14 protein-coding genes are annotated in these 19,217 nt (G+C 73.1%); 3 read left to right on the forward strand and 11 right to left on the reverse strand.

Features of this window, described 5'->3' with window-relative positions; all coding sequences use genetic code 11:
* Window positions 1-35: 35 nt before the first annotated feature.
* The 4 genes from OG310_RS08320 to OG310_RS08335 form a co-directional block, all read right to left on the reverse strand.
* Window positions 36-728 carry a response regulator gene (locus tag OG310_RS08320; RefSeq protein WP_443078578.1) on the reverse strand — a complete coding sequence of 231 codons (693 nt, stop codon included), beginning with the start codon at window positions 726-728 and terminating at the stop codon, window positions 36-38.
* Window positions 725-1,933: a sensor histidine kinase gene (locus OG310_RS08325; protein WP_443078579.1), complete on the reverse strand. Its 1,209-nt coding sequence runs from the start codon at window positions 1,931-1,933 to the stop codon at window positions 725-727. The genes OG310_RS08320 and OG310_RS08325 overlap by 4 nt, the downstream gene beginning before the upstream one ends.
* Window positions 1,930-2,451 carry a DUF1453 domain-containing protein gene (locus tag OG310_RS08330; protein WP_329455242.1) on the reverse strand — a complete coding sequence of 174 codons (522 nt, stop codon included), beginning with the start codon at window positions 2,449-2,451 and terminating at the stop codon, window positions 1,930-1,932. The genes OG310_RS08325 and OG310_RS08330 overlap by 4 nt, the downstream gene beginning before the upstream one ends.
* 174 nt (window positions 2,452-2,625) lie before the next feature.
* Window positions 2,626-4,764 carry a DNA gyrase/topoisomerase IV subunit B gene (locus tag OG310_RS08335; RefSeq protein ID WP_329455243.1) on the reverse strand — a complete coding sequence of 713 codons (2,139 nt, stop codon included), beginning with the start codon at window positions 4,762-4,764 and terminating at the stop codon, window positions 2,626-2,628.
* Between the two features lie 446 nt (window positions 4,765-5,210).
* On the opposite strand from OG310_RS08335, the gene OG310_RS08340 reads away from it, so the two are divergent.
* The gene (locus OG310_RS08340; protein ID WP_329455244.1) at window positions 5,211-5,441 is read left to right on the forward strand and encodes a DUF7455 domain-containing protein; all 231 of its coding nucleotides are present in this window, start codon (window positions 5,211-5,213) and stop codon (window positions 5,439-5,441) included.
* Window positions 5,442-5,613: 172 nt separating this feature from the next.
* Here OG310_RS08340 and OG310_RS08345 read toward each other — a convergent pair whose 3' ends face one another.
* The 7 genes from OG310_RS08345 to OG310_RS08375 all read right to left on the reverse strand — a co-directional run bounded on the left by OG310_RS08345 (window position 5,614) and on the right by OG310_RS08375 (window position 15,888).
* Entirely contained in the window at window positions 5,614-6,495 is an 882-nt protein-coding gene (locus OG310_RS08345) for a serine protease (RefSeq protein WP_329455245.1), read from the reverse strand.
* Between the two features lie 151 nt (window positions 6,496-6,646).
* Window positions 6,647-8,203, reverse strand: coding sequence for an RNA polymerase sigma factor (locus OG310_RS08350; protein WP_329455246.1), 1,557 nt, complete (start codon window positions 8,201-8,203; stop codon window positions 6,647-6,649).
* 343 nt (window positions 8,204-8,546) lie between these two features.
* The gene (locus OG310_RS08355; RefSeq protein ID WP_329455247.1) at window positions 8,547-9,488 is read right to left on the reverse strand and encodes a FadR/GntR family transcriptional regulator; all 942 of its coding nucleotides are present in this window, start codon (window positions 9,486-9,488) and stop codon (window positions 8,547-8,549) included.
* Between the two features lie 115 nt (window positions 9,489-9,603).
* Window positions 9,604-11,379 (reverse strand): ABC transporter ATP-binding protein, encoded by a 1,776-nt coding sequence (locus OG310_RS08360; protein ID WP_329455248.1) that lies wholly within the window; start codon window positions 11,377-11,379, stop codon window positions 9,604-9,606.
* Between the two features lie 133 nt (window positions 11,380-11,512).
* A complete protein-coding gene (locus OG310_RS08365) occupies window positions 11,513-12,292 on the reverse strand; it encodes an NUDIX hydrolase (protein WP_329455249.1) in 780 nt (259 codons plus the stop codon).
* 118 nt (window positions 12,293-12,410) lie between these two features.
* Complete coding sequence (locus OG310_RS08370) at window positions 12,411-14,408, reverse strand: glycogen debranching N-terminal domain-containing protein (protein WP_329455250.1); 1,998 nt, start codon at window positions 14,406-14,408, stop codon at window positions 12,411-12,413.
* A 106-nt stretch (window positions 14,409-14,514) separates the two neighbouring features.
* Window positions 14,515-15,888 (reverse strand): DUF4192 domain-containing protein, encoded by a 1,374-nt coding sequence (locus tag OG310_RS08375; protein WP_329455251.1) that lies wholly within the window; start codon window positions 15,886-15,888, stop codon window positions 14,515-14,517.
* Window positions 15,889-16,042: 154 nt separating this feature from the next.
* Between OG310_RS08375 and OG310_RS08380 the strand changes: the two genes are divergently transcribed.
* Window positions 16,043-18,232 (forward strand): RecQ family ATP-dependent DNA helicase, encoded by a 2,190-nt coding sequence (locus tag OG310_RS08380; RefSeq protein WP_329455252.1) that lies wholly within the window; start codon window positions 16,043-16,045, stop codon window positions 18,230-18,232.
* A 226-nt stretch (window positions 18,233-18,458) separates the two neighbouring features.
* On the forward strand, window positions 18,459-19,085 hold the full coding sequence (locus tag OG310_RS08385; RefSeq protein WP_329455253.1) for a hypothetical protein: 627 nt from the start codon (window positions 18,459-18,461) through the stop codon (window positions 19,083-19,085).
* The last annotated feature ends 132 nt before the right edge of the window (window positions 19,086-19,217 follow it).

The following is a 19,217-nucleotide window of genomic DNA, read 5'->3' on the forward strand; positions in this document are numbered from 1 at the left end:
GACCGACATGCCCGGTCCGGGGCGGCTTCACCCCATCAGGTGACGGATGTCCCGGGAGGCTCGATCAGTCCCCGTTGATACGCGTAACGGACGGCCTGCGCGCGGTCGCGCACGCCCGTCTTCGCGAAGAGGTTGTTGATGTGCGTCTTCACCGTGGCGGCACCGATGTGCAGCCGGCCGGAGATCTCCTTGTTGGACAGTCCCTCGGCGACCAGGGCGAGCACCTCGGCCTCCCGCGCGGTCAGCCCGTCCGGCAGTTGCACGGGCGGCGAGGCCACGGGCGGCGCCGTGAAACGCTCCAGCAGCCTGCGCTGCACGGCCGGAGCGAGCCCCGCCTGCCCCGCGAGCACGTCCTCCACCGCCCGGACGATCTCCTCGCCCTGCGCGTCCTTGGTCAGATAACCGCGCGCGCCCGCCTGGAGCGCGGCGAACAGCGACTCGTCGTCCGCGTACGTGGTGAGCACGACCACCTGGGTCCCCGGGTGGTCCCTGCGGATCCGCCGGGTCGCCTCGACGCCGTCGCAGCGGGGCATCCTGAGGTCCATCAGGACCACGTCCGGGGCGAGTTCGCCGACGAGGGCGACGGCCTCCTCGCCGTCCCTGGCCGCCCCGACCACCTCGATACCCGACAGCAGGCCGAGCAGCATCACGATGCCCTCGCGCACCACCGCCTGGTCGTCCGCGACGACCACCCGCGCGGGCCCGCCGCCCGCCCGCGCCCCCGTCACGCCGGCACCCGCAGCCGCACGCTGTACCCCTTCCCCTCGGCCCCGTCCGGGCCCGCGTCCAGCGTGCCGCCGAGCAACTCGGCGCGTTCACGCATGCCGAGAAGACCGTAGCCGGATCCCGAGGAGGCGAGTTCCGCGGGCACGGCTCCGTCGCCGCCGGAATCCCGGACGCACAGGATCAGTTCGCCGGGGCCGTACGTGAGGTCGATGCGCACCCGGGCCCCGGGCGCGTGCTTGCGCACGTTCGTCAGGGCCTCCTGGGCGACCCTGCGCACGGTCTGCGAAGCCTGCGCGGGGACCGCGCGCGGCGTGCCCGCCACGTCGATCTCCGCCCCGTCGCACGCCGCGACCTCCCGGAGGTAGTCCCCCAGCGGCGCCATGTCGCCGCGCAGCGCCGACAGCGCCTGCCGGGTCTCCGAGAGGCCGTCGCGCGCCATGGACCGCGCGGCCACGACCCGCTCCAGGATCTGGTCCCGGAAGGGCCCCGGCTCCTCCTGCTCGATGCGCAGCCGCGCCGCTTCCAGGTGGACCAGCTGGGCGGAGAGGCTGTGCGCGAGGACGTCGTGGATGTCGCGCGCGATCCTGGCCCGCTCGCCGAGCGCCGCCGACTCGGCCTCGGCCGCGCGGGCCGCCCGCTCCTGCACCTTGAGCCGGTGGCGGGACTCCGCGTCGAGCCGGAGCACGAATCCGGCGAGCCCCGTGCCGAGGAGGGTGATGGCCGTCGCCAGCCAGGTCTCGTGGGTGACCACGGTGTAGCCGCCGAGCGCGACGACCGCGACCGGCACCCCCGCCGCCAGCGGCAGCCGCTGCACGCTGACGATCGCGCAGCCGAAGGAGAGCGACGCCACCGCCACGGAGAAACCCTGCCACTGCGCGAGGGCCGCGCCGACGAGCAGCAGGGTCGCGCACGCCAGCGAGACGACGAGCGCGTGCAGCCGGGTGGCGCGGTTGAAGGCCCAGATCAGCAGGGCGCACACCACGACGGCGCCCGCCGCCCCGAGGGCCTCGGCCCAGCCGTCGGTGTGGTGGTCGGCGAACACGGAGTAGATCAGGGCGGCCGGTACCACCGATCGCAGGAGCAGGCGCAGGGCCCGTCCCTGTCCGCCCCGACCGCCGGCGCCGCCCAGCACCCGCAGGGAGGGCCCGCCGAGGCGGACCTCGGTCGGCTCCCCCGCGGGCCAGGTCGTCCACGATCCCGGGATCACCCGCGGTCCTTCCCCGCTCGGCCGGCCACAGCGACACCGTACGGCGCGGCCGTGCCCGGCGACAGCACGCCCGCGCGGTGCGCCAGCAGAACGGCGCGCAGCGCGAACGAGACACCGAGTGCGATCAGCAGCGCCCCGTACGACTGGTGGACGCCCGCCAGCGCGCCGGCTCCCATGATGCCGAGCCGGGCGGCAAGTCCGGCCAGCCAGACCCCCGCGGTGCCCTTCGTGCCGCGGGACCAGGCGCTGCCGTCGGAGTCGGTCCACACCCGGCTGGTCAGGGCCCAGCCGACGCCCATGAGCACGCCCACCACCAGTTCGGCGACCAGCAGTGCGGTGGAGACGCCCGCGTGGTGCGCGTCGATGACGTGCCCCTGCCCCAGGCCCAGGCTCACCATGACCACCGGCATGACCAGTTGGCGGCGGTTGCCGCCCCCGATCCGCTGGGGTCTGGTCTGCCGCGCGACCATCAGCGCGATCACGGCGACGACTACCAGGGCGTACAGCAGCTCACTCATGGCGGGACCTCCGGCGACGACACACGGTTCGATGTCCCCAAGGTACGGAGAAGCCCCAGGTCAGCGGATCAGCGCCAGGGTGGAACACAGGTGGAGGCCGGGTCTCCACCCAGGGGTGGAGACCCGGCCTCCCGCAGCGCGCGCCGAACGCCGGGAACCGGCCGCCGGGCGGGCTCAGGTGTCGATGCGGGAGCGGTCCAGCGTGGCCGCCGAGCTGCTGATGAACTCCTTGCGCGGCGCGACCTCGTTGCCCATCAGCAGGTCGAAGACCTGCTCCGACGCCTCCAGGTCGCTGATGTTGATGCGCCGCAGCGTGCGGTGGCGCGGGTCCATCGTCGTCTCCGCCAGCTGGTCCGCGTCCATCTCGCCGAGACCCTTGTAGCGCTGGATCGAGTCCTTGTAGCGGACACCCTGTCGCTGGAACTCCAGCAGCGTCTGGCGCAGCTCCCCGTCCGAGTACGTGTACACGTAGCGGTCCTGGCCCTTCTTGGGCTGGACCAGCTCGACCCGGTGCAGCGGCGGCACGGCCGCGAAGACCCGGCCGGCCTCCACCATCGGGCGCATGTACCGCTGGAACAGCGTCAGCAGCAGGCACCGGATGTGCGCGCCGTCGACATCGGCGTCCACCAACAGGACGATCTTGCCGTAACGCGCCGCGTCGATGTCGAAGGTCCGGCCGGACCCCGCCCCTATGACCTGGATGATCGCGCCGCACTCGACGTTCTTCAGCATGTCGGAGACGGACGACTTCTGGACGTTGAGGATCTTGCCCCGGATCGGCAGCAGCGCCTGGAACTCACTGTTGCGGGCGAGCTTCGCCGTACCGAGGGCCGAGTCCCCCTCGACGATGAACAGCTCGCTGCGCTCGACGGCGTCGCTGCGGCAGTCGGCCAGCTTGGCGGGCAGCGAGGACGACTCCAGCGCCGTCTTCCTGCGCTGGGCCTCCTTGTGCTGGCGGGCCGCGATGCGGGTGCGGGCCGCCGCCACCACCTTGTCCAGGACGGCGCGGGCCTGCGCCTTGGCGTCGCGCTTGGTGGAGGTCAGGAACTCCTTGAGCTCCTTCGCGACGACGCCCGCGACGATCCTGTTGGCCGCCGAGGTGCCGAGCACCTCCTTGGTCTGGCCCTCGAACTGCGGCTCCGCGAGGCGGACCGTGACGACCGCGGTCATGCCCTCCAGGGCGTCGTCCTTGACGACGTCGTCCTCGGCCACACGCAGCAGCTTGCTGGAGCGCAGCACCTCGTTGACCGTCTTGGCGATGGAGCGTTCGAACCCGCTGACGTGGGTGCCGCCCTTCGGGGTGGCGATGATGTTGACGAAGGACTTGAGGTTCGTCTCGTAGCCCGTGCCCCAGCGCAGGGCGATGTCGACGCCCAGCTCCCTGGTGACTTCCGTCGGCGTCATGTGGCCGCGGTCGTCGAGGACGGGGACGGTCTCCTTGAAGGTGCCCTGACCGGTGAGCCGGAGGACGTCGCACACGGCCTTGTCCTGCGCCAGGTACTCGCAGAACTCGCTGATCCCGCCGTCGTAGCGGAACGTCTCGACGCTCGGGCGGCCGGCCTGCGCGTCGCCTGCGCTGCCGTCCGGGAAACGCTGGTCCTTGACCACGATCGTCAGGCCGGGCACCAGGAAGGCGGTCTGCCGGGCTCGCTGGTACAGGGTCTCCAGGGAGAGCTTGGCGTCCTTGAGGAAGATCTGCCGGTCCGCCCAGTAGCGCACCCGGGTGCCCGTACGGGTCTTCGGCACGCGCTTGCCCTTGAGCAGCCCGCTCGCGGGATCGAACGGCGCGTCGGGCCCCTGCTCGGTGAAGATGCCGGGGACGCCGCGGCGGAAGCTGACGGCGTGCGTGGCACCGTTGCGGTCGACCTCGACGTCCAGCCGCGCGGAGAGCGCGTTCACGACGGAGGCGCCGACACCGTGCAGGCCGCCGGAGGCCGCGTACGAGCCACCGCCGAACTTTCCGCCCGCGTGCAGCTTGGTCATGACGACCTCGATGCCCGACAGGCCCGTCTTCGGCTCGACGTCGACCGGGATGCCCCGGCCGTTGTCCTTGACCTCGACCGAGGAGTCCTCGTGGAGGATGACCTCGATGTGGTCGCAGTACCCGCCCAGGGCCTCATCGACGGAGTTGTCGATGATCTCCCAGAGGCAGTGCATGAGGCCTCTGCTGTCGGTGGACCCGATGTACATACCGGGTCGCTTCCGCACCGCCTCCAGACCTTCGAGAACGAGCAAATGCCGCGCGGTGTAGTTGGAACCGTCACGGTCCGCTGTCAGCAGCGCGGTGGACGGCACGGACGTATCGGCGGTCACTCGGTTCGCTCCTCGCTGAATTTGAGATATGGCCCCGTGGGGTAAAGGCCCGGCCCCTGTCATCGGTCAGAGGGTACAGAGGCCTGGTAGAGCCGTTGTCACGCCACCCTCGTCCCGCGCCATGCTAGTGCACGTTCGTATACATGTTCGAAGGTTCGCCGCGGTGCCTCTCAGCTCACGTTCCCTTCCAGGCATGAACCATTTAGGCTCCGGGCACGTCCTCATCAACAACCGGCAAGCCGGCCGGGAGGACGAAGACCAGCACCACCCACCGACATCGATGCGAAATCCGTAAAGCTCAGCAATACGGCTCATTCGCCGCCAACCGTCAGCACTCCAGCACTTCGGAAGAATTTTTTCGAGGAATGGCCGCGAGCGGGAACGTTTTCGGACTGGTTGGATGTTGACCCTGGTACGACAGCTCGTCGAGCTAGAGAAGAGGCGACGTGACTACTGTTCTGACCCCCGCGAGCCCCCTGACGGCGGGCGACCGCTGTGACCGATGCGGCGCCCAGGCCTACCTGCGCGTCCTGCTGAGCAGTGGCGGTGAGCTGCTCTTCTGTGCCCACCACGGGCGCAAGTTCGAGCCGGAACTCAAGAAGATCGCCGCGGAAATACAGGATGAGACCGACCGACTCACGGCGGTTCCTGCCGTGGCCGGTGACGAGGAGCACTGACGCCTCGCATCACACGACGAGCCGAGGGCCGCGCAAGCGGTCGACGGGCGGCCGCCACCGCTTCACGCGATGGCGGCCGCCCGTTCTCATCAGAGCCCGGCTCCCGGGGCCGCAGCGGGCCGCCCAGACCCCCTGAGGGGCCCCGAGGGAGTCCCGCCGGGACTCCGGGAAGTCAGCGGCCGATCGCCCCGGCCACCGGCGGCAGGTCCGACGTGACCCGGGCGTAGACGCCTGGCGCGTCGGCAAGCCCGCAGCCGCTTCCCCACGAGACCAGGCCGATCAGCAGCCCCTGCGCGACCAGTGGGCCGCCGCTGTCGCCCTGGCAGGCGTCATGGCCGCCCTGCGCGTCACCCGCGCAGAGCATCGAGGACGACGCGTAGCGGGCGCCCGAGCCACCCGGGTAGGCCTTCTCGCACTGCGCGTCCGACAGGACCGTCACGGGCGACGAGCGCAGCGACGAGGCGTAGTCGCCCTGACCCGTGGTGTCACCCCACCCCAGCACCTGTGCCTCGCTGCCCGGCGCGGCCGCCGCGTCGCCCGGTGACGCGGGCCTGATGGCCGAGGCAGCCGGCAGCGGCGTCCGCAGCGTGAGAACCGCGATGTCGTTCTCGTTGCTGCTCGCGTGGTACGCCGGGTCCACCGCGTACGACGCCACAGCGACCGACCGACCGCCGGTCCCGGTGAGCCGGTCCCGCCCGGCGATCACCGTCAGGTCCCCGACGTTGTCCGGTCCCTGGCCGAGCACGTCGGCGCTCATGCAGTGGGCGGCCGTGAGCACCCTCGTGGGGCCGACCAGCACACCCCCGCAGAACTGCCCCGCGCGGCCACCGCCGAAGCGGTCGGGGCTCGCCACCGCCACCACCCACGGGTGGTCCGCCGTGGAGGCGGGACGGCCGCCCACGACGACGCTGTCGGCCCCCGCCGGCGAGGCGGAGGCGAGTGGCAGCAGCGCTGTCGCGGTCAGGGCCGCGAGCCCCGCGTACACCGCCCGGGAAGCCCTCCGGGCCCCGGCGCGGCGCGCGGCGTGGTCGGCTCTGACAAGGGGGCGACGCATAGGTTCTCCTGACTCTCCGTGGAAAAGTGATCCACCCGGAGTCATCCAACCTGTCCGCGGGCCCCCATGCGAAACGCAGCGGGCCCGGAACCCCTCGAAAGGGGAACCGGGCCCTGCCTGGTACGCCGTGCGGCCCTACGGCCGCCGCCGCCTAGTCCAGGTAGTCGCGGAGCACCTGGGAACGCGACGGATGCCGCAGCTTCGACATCGTCTTCGACTCGATCTGGCGGATGCGCTCACGGGTCACCCCGTACACCTTGCCGATCTCGTCCAGCGTCTTCGGCTGACCGTCGGTGAGACCGAAACGCATGGAGACCACGCCGGCCTCACGCTCGGAGAGCGTATCGAGCACCGAGTGCAACTGCTCCTGCAGGAGCGTGAAGCTCACCGCGTCGGCCGGTACGACCGCCTCGGAGTCCTCGATCAGGTCGCCGAACTCGCTGTCGCCGTCCTCACCGAGCGGAGTGTGCAGCGAAATGGGCTCGCGGCCGTACTTCTGGACCTCGATGACCTTCTCAGGGGTCATGTCGAGTTCCTTGGCCAGCTCCTCCGGGGTGGGCTCACGGCCCAGGTCCTGGAGCATCTGGCGCTGCACACGCGCGAGCTTGTTGATGACCTCGACCATGTGCACCGGGATGCGGATGGTGCGGGCCTGGTCGGCCATCGCGCGGGTGATGGCCTGCCTGATCCACCAGGTGGCATACGTGGAGAACTTGTAGCCCTTGGTGTAGTCGAACTTCTCGACCGCGCGGATCAGACCCAGGTTGCCTTCCTGGATCAGGTCGAGGAAGAGCATGCCGCGGCCGGTGTAGCGCTTGGCCAGCGAGACCACCAGGCGGAGGTTGGCCTCCAGCAGGTGGTTCTTGGCGCGGCGCCCGTCCTCGGCGATGATCTCCAGCTCGCGCTTGAGCTTCGGCGCGAGCTTGTCGGCACTGGCGAGCTTGTCCTCGGCGAAGAGACCCGCCTCGATGCGCTTGGCGAGCTCGACCTCCTGCTCGGCGTTGAGGAGGGGGACCTTGCCGATCTGCTTGAGGTAGTCCTTGACCGGGTCGGCGGTGGCACCCGCGACCGCGACCTGCTGCGCCGGCGCGTCGTCCTCGTCGTCGTCCGAGAGTACGAAGCCCTTGGCCTCGCCCTCGGTCTCCTCCTCCTCGGCCTTGCCCGCGGGAGCGTCCTCGGCCGAGTCCTCGGTCTCGCCGAGTTCGTCCGCGTCCTTCTTGGAGGCGGACTTCTTGGCCACCGTCTTCTTGGCGGTGGCCTTCTTCGCCGTGGCCTTCTTGGCGGTGGCCTTCTTCGGGGCTGCCGCCTTCTTCGCGGGGGCGGCGGCCTCGTCGGCCGATGCCTCCACGACCTCGGCGGCGGACGGCGCGGCCGAGGCCGCGATCGTCTTGACCGGCGCGGGCTTGGCCGCGACGGGCTTCGGGGCGACGGTTCGCTTGACCGGACTCTTCGCAGCGACGCTCTTACGGGTGCGCTTCGGCGACTCCGCGGCACTGACCATCAGCGTCACACCCTCTTCCTCGAGGATCTGATTGAGGCTGCGCAGAACATTCTTCCACTGGGTTGGCGGAATCTGGTCGGCGTCGAAGGCCCGACGCACGTCATCGCCGGCGATCTGTCCATCAGCCTTACCCCGCTCGATGAGCGCCATCACAGACTCGGACTCGGCGATCTCCGGCGGGAGCGTACGGGATGTGCTGGCCGACACGAACAACCTCTCGGAACGATGGGAAGGGCTTCCGGCCCCGCCCGACAACGGACCGGAGCCGACGACCGACGGCTGGGGATGTCACCGACGGCGCGGGCTTGAGCCAGGAGAGAAGTACAGCGCCACCGTCGGTGGACGTATTCCTCTCTCGGCTGTCACCTCTTAGGTCATCGCACTGCCTCGGGGAGTGTTACGCCCAATCCGCGTGGCCCGAGTCACACCGCATATGCGACATATACGCCAGAGTGCTCCATAGCGCCCTACTTCTGCGCCGCCGGACCTCGCCCCGGCCCGGCGACACGCCACACACGGATGCTCCCCGACCAGGGCGTACCCCCCGGAATCAGTGCTCGCGCGGGGCGGGCACGACGCGCTCCACGTCCGGGTGGACCGTGAGCAGTTGGCGCATCGCGGACTCGGCCATCGCGGCGTCGCCCGCGCCGAGCGCCTCGGCGATCCGGGCGTGGTGCACGAGGGCACCCTCGGTGGGGCGCTCACAGCCGGTGACCGGACCGCCGGACACCTGGAGCGCGGCCCCGACGATGCCGGACAGGTGCTCCAGCATGCGGTTGCCCGCGAGCTGGATCAGCAGCGAGTGGAACTCGGCGTCGGCGCGCGCGAAGGTGATCGCGTCACTCTGCGCCAGAGCGTGGCCCATGATCTCGACCATGTCCACGAGGCGGGCCTGGGCGTCCTCACGGCCGTGTCCCGCGGCGAGGCGCGCGGCCAGCGGCTCGATCGTCCAGCGCAGCTCGGTCAGCTCGCGGCGCTGGTCGTCGCGCTGCGGACCGAAGGCACGCCATTCGATGATGTCGGGGTCCAGCAGGTTCCAGTCGCTCACGGGACGGACCCGGGTGCCGACGTTGGGCCGGGCGCTGACCAGGCCCTTGGCCTCCAGCACGCGCAGGGACTCGCGCACGACGGTGCGGGAGACCTCGAAGCGCTGGCCGATTTCCTCGGGGACGAGCGGCCGGTCCGCGCCCAGGTCGCCGGAGACGATCATCTGCCCGAGCTGCTGGACGAGTTGACCGTGCAGCCCGCGGCCGCGACTGCCCGCGGGGCGCCGGCCCGCACGGGCGAGATCCACATCGGGGCCCTCCCAGACGGGGGCGGCCGACCGGTCGGCGCCGGCCGCCTGGGAGAACGGGTAGCGGTCGAGGTCACCCGGTCCCGTCAGGCCGGAATCGGCGGAACGGGCGGAGGTCATCATGGTGTGCGCAAGGGTACTCACGCATCCTTTGTCGGCGTTGCTCCGACCGCCCTTGAGGGCTTTGGTGAAAAGCACACGAAAGGGTGATCAGCGCTCACGCCTCCATTGACGGACCGTGACTCTTACGCCCGAAAAGGTCGTTTAGTCGGCCGAGTTATGGCCACGGCGATCAAAGAGTCACCACTACCGATCACCAACGCGTCTTGCGACGAAGCCCTGTGAACACGAACGCGCAGAACAAGGCCGTCAGGGAGAGCGCGAGAGCGGTCGCCTCGGGCCGGGCGACGAGCCGGAGGAGCGCGAGGAGCCAGCTGTCCGTCTCGTGCGGCCTCCCCAGCCAGGACAGTTGGCGCAGCCGGTCCGCAAGTCCCCCGAACGGCAGGCCCGACGGCCCGGCCAGGGCCTTCCTGACCAGGGGCACGACCAGCACCGGCACGGCGACCACCGACGTGACACCGGCGGCGGTGACCCGGAAGACGCCGGCGCCGAGCAGCCCCGCCCACGCGCAGCCGACGGCAAGGCCCGACCAGCCCGCGCACAGCGCCGGCCAGTTGTGCGGGACGGGCACGAAGGCCGCCCCGTAGGCCAGCCGCAGCGCGCCGGCGTCGGCAGCCGCGGCGAGCAGGGCGAGCAGGACGGCCACCGCCCCGGTCACCATGAGCTTGGCGAACAGCAGCCCGAGGCGGCGCGGCACGGTGCCGCGCGCGGCGGCCAGAGCGGGATGACGGAACTCGTCCCCGTACGAGAGCGCGCCGATGAGTCCCGCCCCCATCGCGGCGGGCGGCAGCGGGAGCAGCGCGGGCCACGCGGCGAGCAGACCGGACAGCGCGGTGGTGCCGGTACGGGCCAGCGGCAGCGCCACGGCGAGCGAGACGAGCAGCGCGGCCGCGGCGATCAGCGGCGCGGTCCTGACACCGAACATCCGCCGCAGCTCGTAGCGGAGAGGGCGCAGCGGGCCCCGGACCGGGCGCACCTCAAGCGCGGGCGGCAGCGCGCTGGTGCGGCGCGCCGCCTGTGCCGGCAGCGGCACCAGGACGGACTCGCCGCTCTCGCCCGGCGGGTGGCCCTCGTCGCTCTGCCGGGCGGCGGGCACCGGCCCGCTGTCGCCGATCTCGTCCGCGAGCTGGTGCACGAGCACCCCGTGCCGGAAGGCGGTCTCGCCGATCTCCGGGCAGCTGCTGCCGTAGACGGTGAGCCTGCTGCCTTCAGCCACCACCTCCACGGAGCGCTGCCCGGCGCGCGCCTCCTTGCTCAGCGCGTCGGCGAGGCGTGCGGCGTGCGGAGTCCTGATCGCGACGCGCGGGCGCAGCCGGGTGCCGGAGAAGGAGGCCGCGTCCTGGTCCGCGACGAGGCGGCCCGCGTCGATGGTGACGATCCGGTCGGCGGCGCGGGCCGCCTCCTTGGGGTCGTCGGTGGTGTACAGGACCGTGCCCCCCTGGTGGGCGTGGGCGTGCAGCAGGCCGTGCAGCCAGCTCGTCTCGCGCGGGGACAGGCCCGCCGACGGCGCGTCGAGCAGCAGGGTGTGCGGGTCGCCCAGCAGGGCGGCGGCGATACCCAGCCGGCGGTCCATGCCGAGGGAGAGGTTGCCGAGGTGCTCGTCGCGCAGGGCCCCGAGCCCGACGACGTCGAGGAGTTCGTCGGCGCGCGAGGCGGGCACGCCGGCTGCGGCGCACAGCATGCGCAGCTGCCCCTTGGCGGTACGGCCGGGATGGCCCGGCACGTCACCGAGGAGGACGCCCACCTCACGCGCGGGGTGGGCGATCCGGTGCAGCGGCCTGCCTCTGAAGTAGGCGACGCCACGGCCGTGTTCGAGGCCGAGGATGAGGCGCAGGGTCGTGGTCTTGCCCGCGCCGGCGGCGCCGAGCAGCGCCGTGACCGAGCCGGGTCTCGCCTCGAAGGTGAGATCGTCCACGGCGGCCGGCTGGTCGCGACGGGGGGTGCTGGTCAGTCCGATGGCCTGGAGCATCGTTCATCTCTCGCAGGGGGTGAGACCGCTCCGCGGCAGAGCGAGTACCCCAGCAAGATAACGCTATATGTCCAATTTGCAACGGAAGGTGAAGTGTGCTGTGTCCGGCGGGATCCCTCGGCCCGACGCCACGTCAGATCTCCGGACGCAGCATGGGCGGGTTGAGCACGGTCGCGCCCCCGGCCCTGAACAGCTGCGCGGGCCGTCCCCCCTGACGGGTCGTCGTACCGCCGGACGGGACCAGGAACCCGGGCGTGCCGGTGACCTTGCGGTGGAAGTTGCGCGGGTCGAGCGCCACCCCCCAGACCGCCTCGTAGACCCGTCGCAGCTCGCCGACGGTGAACTCCGGCGGGCAGAACGCGGTGGCGAGCGACGAGTACTCGATCTTCGAGCGGGCGCGCTCCACCCCGTCGGCGAGGATACGCGCGTGGTCGAAGGCGAGCGGTACGGGCGCCTCACGGTCCCGTCCCGAGCCGCCCTCACCGCCGAACAGGTCCTCGCCCAGCAGGTCGCCCACCGGCGCCCAGCGCGCGCCGTTGGCGTCGCCGCCCGCGCGAGGAGCCGGCAGGTCGGGCGCGAGCGCCAGGTGCGCGACGCTGACGACCCGCATCCGGGGATCGCGGCCCGGGTCGCCGTACGTCGCGAGCTGTTCCAGGTGCGCCGCGCGCGCCGGCCCCGGCGAGCGCGCGTCCTGCACGCACAGGCCGGTCTCCTCGGCCAGCTCGCGCGCGGCGGCCTCGGCCAGGTTCTCGTCACCCTTCACGAAGCCACCGGGCAGTGCCCAGCGACCCTGGAAGGGCGGCTCGCCGCGACGGACGGCCAGCGCGCACAGCGCGTGCCCGCGCACGGTGAGCACGACCAGGTCGACGGTGACAGCGAACGGGAGAAAAGCCGACGGGTCGTAGGGCGACATGCCGGTGATCATAGTCGTCTGCCTGACGATAAACACTCCTCGCGCGGACATGATCCCGCCGGTCCCGCCGGACCCGGACGTCGGTGCCGCTGACGGTCCGATCGGCCTTCCGCCCCTGTCACGAGCCGAGTTGGAGACCGCTCGCGGCCTCCTCCACCACGCCGAGCCCGAGACGGCCGACACGCACCGAGAACGGCTCACCCGCCACCCGCAGACCCGAGAGGCGGACCGCGCCCAGGGGCGCGTCGTGCAACGGGTGCAGCGCGACCAGTCCGCCGGGCACGTCCGGGCCGATCCCCGCCAGCGCCGCGACCACGTGGACACCGGCCGCCGCCGCCACCGCCGCGGGCCGGCACGCGGCCGGGTGCGGCACCGGCGCCCCGCCCGCCGAGCGCTGCCGTCCCGCATACATCTCCGGCAGCCGGTAACCGAACGATTCGGCGGCGTCCAGCAGCCCCCGCAGCAGCATCGCTGCCTCCTTCTCGTGTCCCGCGGCGGCAAGACCCGAGATCGCCACCGCCGTCTCGTGCACCCGGACGGCTCCGGCGCGGTGACCGAACGGGTTGTGGCCCGGCTCCCTGCCGCCGAGGCCGCGCAGCCCCCATCCGGAGTCGAGAGCCGGACTCGTCAGCACCTTCGCCACCCGTGCGGACCGGCCCGGGTCCAGCAGACCGGGTGCCTGCCCGCCGCGGGCCGCGAGTCCCGTGTCCAGGAGGTGCGCCAGGTCGGCGCTCGGCCAGGGCAGCGGGCGTCCGTCGGCGGTCCGCGCCGCGGCGGGCCGTCCGCCGGACGGGTCGTCGATCCAGAACGTCCGCAGGAACCTCCGGCGCAGGCCGTCGGCCGCCTGCCGCAGCTCGTCCGCCCCCGGTCTGCCGCACGCCGCCAGCAGGTCCGCTCCCAGCAGCGCGGCCCGATGGGCGTGGGCCTGGGTGGACGCGCGGCGTGGTCCGTCTGGCCCCGGCTCGCCGAGCGGTTCGCCGTCGCCGAGGGCGCTCCGCAGCCAGCGCAGACACCGCTCGGCGGCCGGCAGGAGCTCGTCGAGATCCCGCTCGGGCAGTCCCCACAGCCGGGCCTCGGCGAGGACCACGGGAAAGGCGAGCGTCGCCTCGATGCCGGTGCAGCTCGGCGGCAGGTGGGGTCCCGCGTCCCGCAGCGGTCCCGGGATCCGGCCCAGGTCCTCTCCCTCCTCACGGATCTGGCCCCTGGCGAGGGCCCGCAGCGTCGCCGCGGCGAGTTCCGTGCCGAGCGGCAGCGCCATCCGTACCGCCCACAGGGCCTCGGCGGCCGGAGGGCCGCAGCGCCAGGGGACGCCCGCCGCCGGATAGACGTCACCCGGCCCGCCGGGGCCGCGCTGGAGCAGTGCCCTGAGATCGGCGAGACTCGCGGCGAACAGGCGCCCCACCCGGGGGTCGTCGCCCTCCGCCACGGCCGGCGCGAGCATGCCGCCCACGGCCCGGCCGGTGGCCCGCACCGGCCGGCCCGACCGGATCCGCAGCTCGATCGTCCGGGACCCGCCGGACGGGACCTCCAGCGACCAGCGCAACAGGCCGGGCGCCGCCAGTGCCTCCTGGGGCGGGGGCTCGGCGGTCACCACGGCACTGCTGCCGTCGGCGGCGGCCCACCGCAGGCCCCCGCCGTGCACCGTCGCCGGCAGTTCGGGTCCGGCGCGGCCCGCGGCGATCGCCGCGAGGTCGCACAGGTCCGATCCGAAGGCGATCTCCACGGGGAAGCGCCGCGGCCCCGGCGCCGCGCTGTGCACGGTGATCCGCTCGGTGCCGTCGGCGTCCCGCAGCCGTTCGACGCTGAGTTCGGGGTCGGGTCCGGTGTCCGCCGCCGTGCGGACCACGGACAGGAAGTGCGCCAGGCCGGCGTTGACCAGGCGGCCCTGGAGCGCGACCGGCTCACGGTCCGCGACGCGCAGCCGGCAGCGCGAGAGCACCCGGCGTCCGGCCTGGTAGTACCCCTCGATACCGGATCCGGTGAGTTGGCCGTGGTCGGCGCTGATGGCGAGGTGGGGCAGCGCGACACAGAGCAGCAGCCCGTGCAGCGGGGGCGGGCCGCCCGTGAGCGCGCCGCGCGGAGGGCTGGTGGGTGCGGGAGGTGCGGTGAGGGCCATGGGTGGTCTGGTGCGCCTTCTGTGCACCGGGCCGCGTGGAGGCGGCGCGGTTCGTACGACTCCGACGTCTCTGTGAACGCCCGCGGCGCCGCGGTGGTCACGGCCCTCACCCCTCGCTCGTACGGTCGCGCCGGACCCCGCGCGGGCGGGCACGCCGCTTCGCCGCGCCGCCGCCCGGCCGCTCGACCGTCCCGGGCCGGACGTCCTTCCTGCCCGGCGGCCGCGGCAGGCGGGCCCGCGTGCCGCGCGGTGAGGCGCTTGGGACCGTGCCTGTCTCGGGGGCGCTCGCCCCACCGGGCACAGGCGTCTCCCGGGTCCCGCCGGCCGGGTCCCCCGCGTGCGGGTCCATGTCATCGAAGCAGGAGCGCACGGCGCTCGTGTCGAGGCCACGGTTGTACGCCTCGTGCAGGAGCCTGGCGAGCCGGCAGTGCGGATCGACGGTCAGCGCGCGCGAGACGGCCACCCGCGCCCCCGGCTCGTCACCCATCGCCCAGGCGAACCAGGCCGCGAGGACCAGCGGTGCCGCCGCGTACTCGACGTGGATGCCGGCGCACCGGCGGGCCAGTGCGCGCCACAGCCGCAGCGCCGCGCCCGACTCCCGCTCGTCCGTCCAGGCCGCGGCCCGGTCCCGGGTCTCCCGGTCCTGGAGGCCGAGGACCAGCGCGGCGACCTCCTCGTCGAGCAGGAGCGTGTCGTCCAGGGCGTCGGCCGCGGCCTCCGTCGCGGCGGTCATGGGAGCCGGCCCCTGCGCCGCGTCGAGGCGGCGCATCAGATCCCGGGCGAGGCTCAGCGTCCGTCCGGCGACAGCCGCCCTGCCGCCGCCGAGGATCTCCGGCACGATCGTGCCGCCCGCCGCGTCGAAGGCCCGCGCCTGGCCGGCGGGGCCGGTGCCGTCCCCCGGCTGGATACGGCTCTCCATCTCCCTGAGCGAACCGCGCACCCGCAGGCCCGCGTACGCGGCGGCGGCCGCCATCACCGAGGTGCCCGGCAGTACCGTCTCCCTGCCCTGGGCCGGGCAGCAGCGCTCGTCGGGGCAGCAGTAGGACCAGAAGCGGCCTCCGGAGACGCAGAGCGCTTCGAGAACCGGCAGGTCGTGCGCGCCGCAGGCGGTGCGGAGCAGTTGGGCGAAGGGGCGCAGCCGCTCCATGACCTCGCGTCCGCTCTCGCCGTCCTTCTCGTCGGGGTCCTGCCAGAGGAACACGAGGATCCCGTCGGGCCTGGTGCCGCGCCGCTCCGCGGCCTCCAGCGCGTACTCGGCGAGGAGGTCGGCGACCGGTCCCCACTCCTCGGTGGCGGGCGGGATGCCGAGCCTGAGCCGGCCGCCGAAGCGGGCGCGCTCGCCGTGCAGCGTGACGAGGACGACGGAGTCGGTGGGCGTGAAGCCCAGCAGGTACGGGAGCGCGTCGACGAGCTCCGCGGGGCCGCGGAGCGTGATCGGCTGCTCGTCGCAGGGGCCTGTCGTGTCGTGGTGGTTGCTCATGGCACGACCGTCCCGCGGCGGCGCCTCCCGGCGCGACCCCTGTGGATAACTTTGTCCACAGCTCTGATCAGGTCATATGAAGGAATGCGCGGTTCATCCACAGCTCCGGGCGACCCGGTCGCCCCTCGTGGGCCGGATGCTGTTGCATGGGCGTATGACGAACGCAGACCGAGCGGGCCTGAGGGCCGAAGCCGATGCCGTACTCGCCCGGCTGGTCGGCGACCCGACGGGCGCCGCCCGGCTGCGCGAGGACCAGTGGACCGCGATCGAGGCCCTCGTCGAGGACAAGCGCCGGGCCCTGGTCGTGCAGCGCACGGGATGGGGCAAGTCCGCGGTGTACTTCGTGGCGACCTCCCTGCTGCGCGCACGCGGCGCGGGCCCCACGGTGATCGTCTCGCCGCTGCTCGCGCTGATGCGCAACCAGGTCGAGGCCGCGGCGCGGGCGGGGATCTCCGCGCGGACGATCAATTCGTCCAACCCCGAGGAGTGGGCCGAGGTCAGGCGGGAGGTCGCGGAGGGCGCGGTCGACGTCCTGCTCGTGAGCCCCGAGCGGCTGAACAACCCCGACTTCCGCGATCAGGTGCTGCCCGCGCTCTCGGCGGCGACCGGGCTGCTCGTGGTCGACGAGGCGCACTGCATCTCCGACTGGGGCCACGACTTCCGCCCCGACTACCGCAGGCTGCGCACGATGCTGGCCGAGCTGCCGGCCGGGGTGCCGGTCCTGGCGACGACCGCGACGGCCAACGCCCGGGTGACGGCGGACGTCGCCGAGCAACTGGGTACGGGCGGCGGGACCGGCACCCTGGTGCTGCGCGGACCGCTCGACCGGGAGAGCCTCAGCCTGCATGTGCTGCGGCTGCCCGACGCGGCGCACCGGCTCGCCTGGCTCGCCGACCACCTCGACGCGCTGCCGGGCTCCGGCATCATCTACACGCTCACGGTGGCGGCGGCCGAGGAGGTCGCCGCCTATCTGCGCCAGTGCGGTCACCCGGTCGCCTCGTACACCGGCCGCACGGAGAACGCGGAGCGCCAGCAGGCGGAGGACGACCTGCTCGCGAACCGCGTGAAGGCGCTGGTCGCCACGTCCGCGCTCGGCATGGGTTTCGACAAGCCCGACCTCGGGTTCGTGGTGCACCTGGGATCGCCTTCCTCCCCCATCGCCTACTACCAGCAGGTGGGCCGCGCCGGACGCGGTGTCGACCACGCCGAGGTGCTGCTGCTCCCGGGCAAGGAGGACGAAGCGATCTGGCAGTACTTCGCCTCCGTCGCCTTCCCGCCCGAGGAACTCGTGCGCCGCACGCTCGGCGTGCTGGCGGAGGCCGGCCGGCCGCTGTCGCTGCCCGCGCTCGAACCGTTGGTGGAACTGCGCAGGACCCGCCTGGAGACCATGCTCAAGGTCCTCGACGTGGACGGCGCGGTGCACCGGGTCAAGGGCGGCTGGACGGCGACGGGCCGGCCCTGGGAGTACGACACGGAGCGGTACGCGTGGGTGGCCCGCCAGCGCGCCGCCGAACAGCAGGCCATGCGGGACTACGCGACGACGGACGGCTGCCGGATGGAGTTCCTGCGCCGCCAGCTCGACGACGAGGAGGCGGCGCGTTGCGGCCGGTGCGACAACTGCGCGGGGGCCCGCTTCGACGACAAGGTCGCGCCCGCGGCGCTGGACGCGGCGCGCGGCGAACTGGGCAGGCCCGGCGTCGAGGTGGAGCCCCGCCGCATGTGGCCGACGGGGCTCGCGACCGTGGGCGTACAGCTCAAAGGCCGTATCGCGCAGGACGAACAACCGTTCACCGGCCGTGCGCTGGGGCGCCTCTCGGACATCGGCTGGGGCAACCGGCTGCGCCCGCTGCTCGCGCCCGGCGCACCGGACGGTGAGGTCCCGCGCGATGTGCTGGACGCGGTGGTGACCGTCCTCGCCGACTGGGCGAAGGGGCCGGGCGGCTGGGCCTCGGGCGCGCAGGACGCGCCCCGGCGGCCCGCCGGTGTGGTGGCGATGGCCTCACGCGGGCGTCCGCTCCTGGTCGGCTCGCTCGCCGCCGGGATCGCCGGGATCGGCCGGATGCCGCTGCTCGGCTCGGTGGCGTACGCGCGGGACGGCGAGGAAGGCCCCGACGGCCCGCCCGGGCCGCTCTCCCGGACCAACGGCGCGCAGCGCGTGCGGGGGCTGCACGGGGCGCTGGTTGTCCCTCAGGAGCTCTCGGCCGCCCTCGCGGGGGCCGAGGGGCCCGTCCTGCTGGTGGACGACATGGCGGAGAGCGGCTGGACGCTCACGGTGGCCTCCCGGCTGCTGCGGTCGGCGGGCGCGCGCGGGGTGTTCCCTCTGGTGCTGGCCGTCCAGGCGTGACGTCGCCCGTGCTCTGCGCCGCCGCCTATCACCCGGGGCGACGAATATGGCACCCATAGAGGAACATTCCGGTCAGCGAACCCAATTGCTCGTTGCCGCATCACGGCGGGGAAGCGAGAATCGGTAGTGCCTCCGCGTCTTCCCACTCGTGTCCCGAGTGGCTCTTTGCGGTGCGCCTCCTACTGGACCATGCCCGCCGCGTGGGCGCGTTTGCGAAGGGAGAATCGTGACCTTCGGATTCGCTTCGTCCGCAGCCGCTCCGATCACCACGGGCGCGGGAGGGTCCAGCAGCCTGGGCCGGATCCTCGAACCCTCCGAGTGGGCCGCTGCCGGCATTCCGTTGCTGCGCAGTCCCCGCGAGATCGTCGGCGGACTGCACAGCAGGCACGGCCCGGTACCGGGCACGGCCGTGGTGGCGGTGCTGGATCCGGAGGAACGCCTCGTGGCCAGCGCCTCGTTCGCGCGCCGCGCCACGCACGCGGACGGCTGGGAGTTCCGCAACGCCCTCCTCGCGCACCTGCGCCGCGTCATCCCGCACGACCTGCGGAGGCGTACGCCCGTACGTACCGCCGTCCTGCTCTACTGCCGCGACGGCGACGATCGGTGGACGGAGGAGGACGGGGCGTGGATGTGGGGCCTGCGGGACGCCTGCACGCTGCACGGCCTGCGCTGCGGCGCGTACATCACGCTGACGGGCTCCGGCTGGCAGGTACTCGGCGAGGGCCGGGGCGGCCGCCGGCCCGACTCCCGGTCGGCCCCCATGGATCTGGCGTCCTCGGCGGAGCAGGACACCGCGCCGACACGCTCCGGCGGCGGCGCGGTCGCCGCGCTCAGCCGTACGGCGGCGCGCTGAGCGCCGCCCGCTGAACACCCGGCATCCGCCGGCCGTGGTGACGCGGGCGCGGCGGCGCGGTCCGTGTGCCGCCGTCGTACGGACGACCCGGCCGCCGGCCCTGTCCGGGGCCGGCCGACCGGGTCACCCGCG

The sequence above is a fragment of the Streptomyces sp. NBC_01497 genome, assembly GCF_036250695.1.
Taxonomy (GTDB): domain Bacteria; phylum Actinomycetota; class Actinomycetes; order Streptomycetales; family Streptomycetaceae; genus Streptomyces.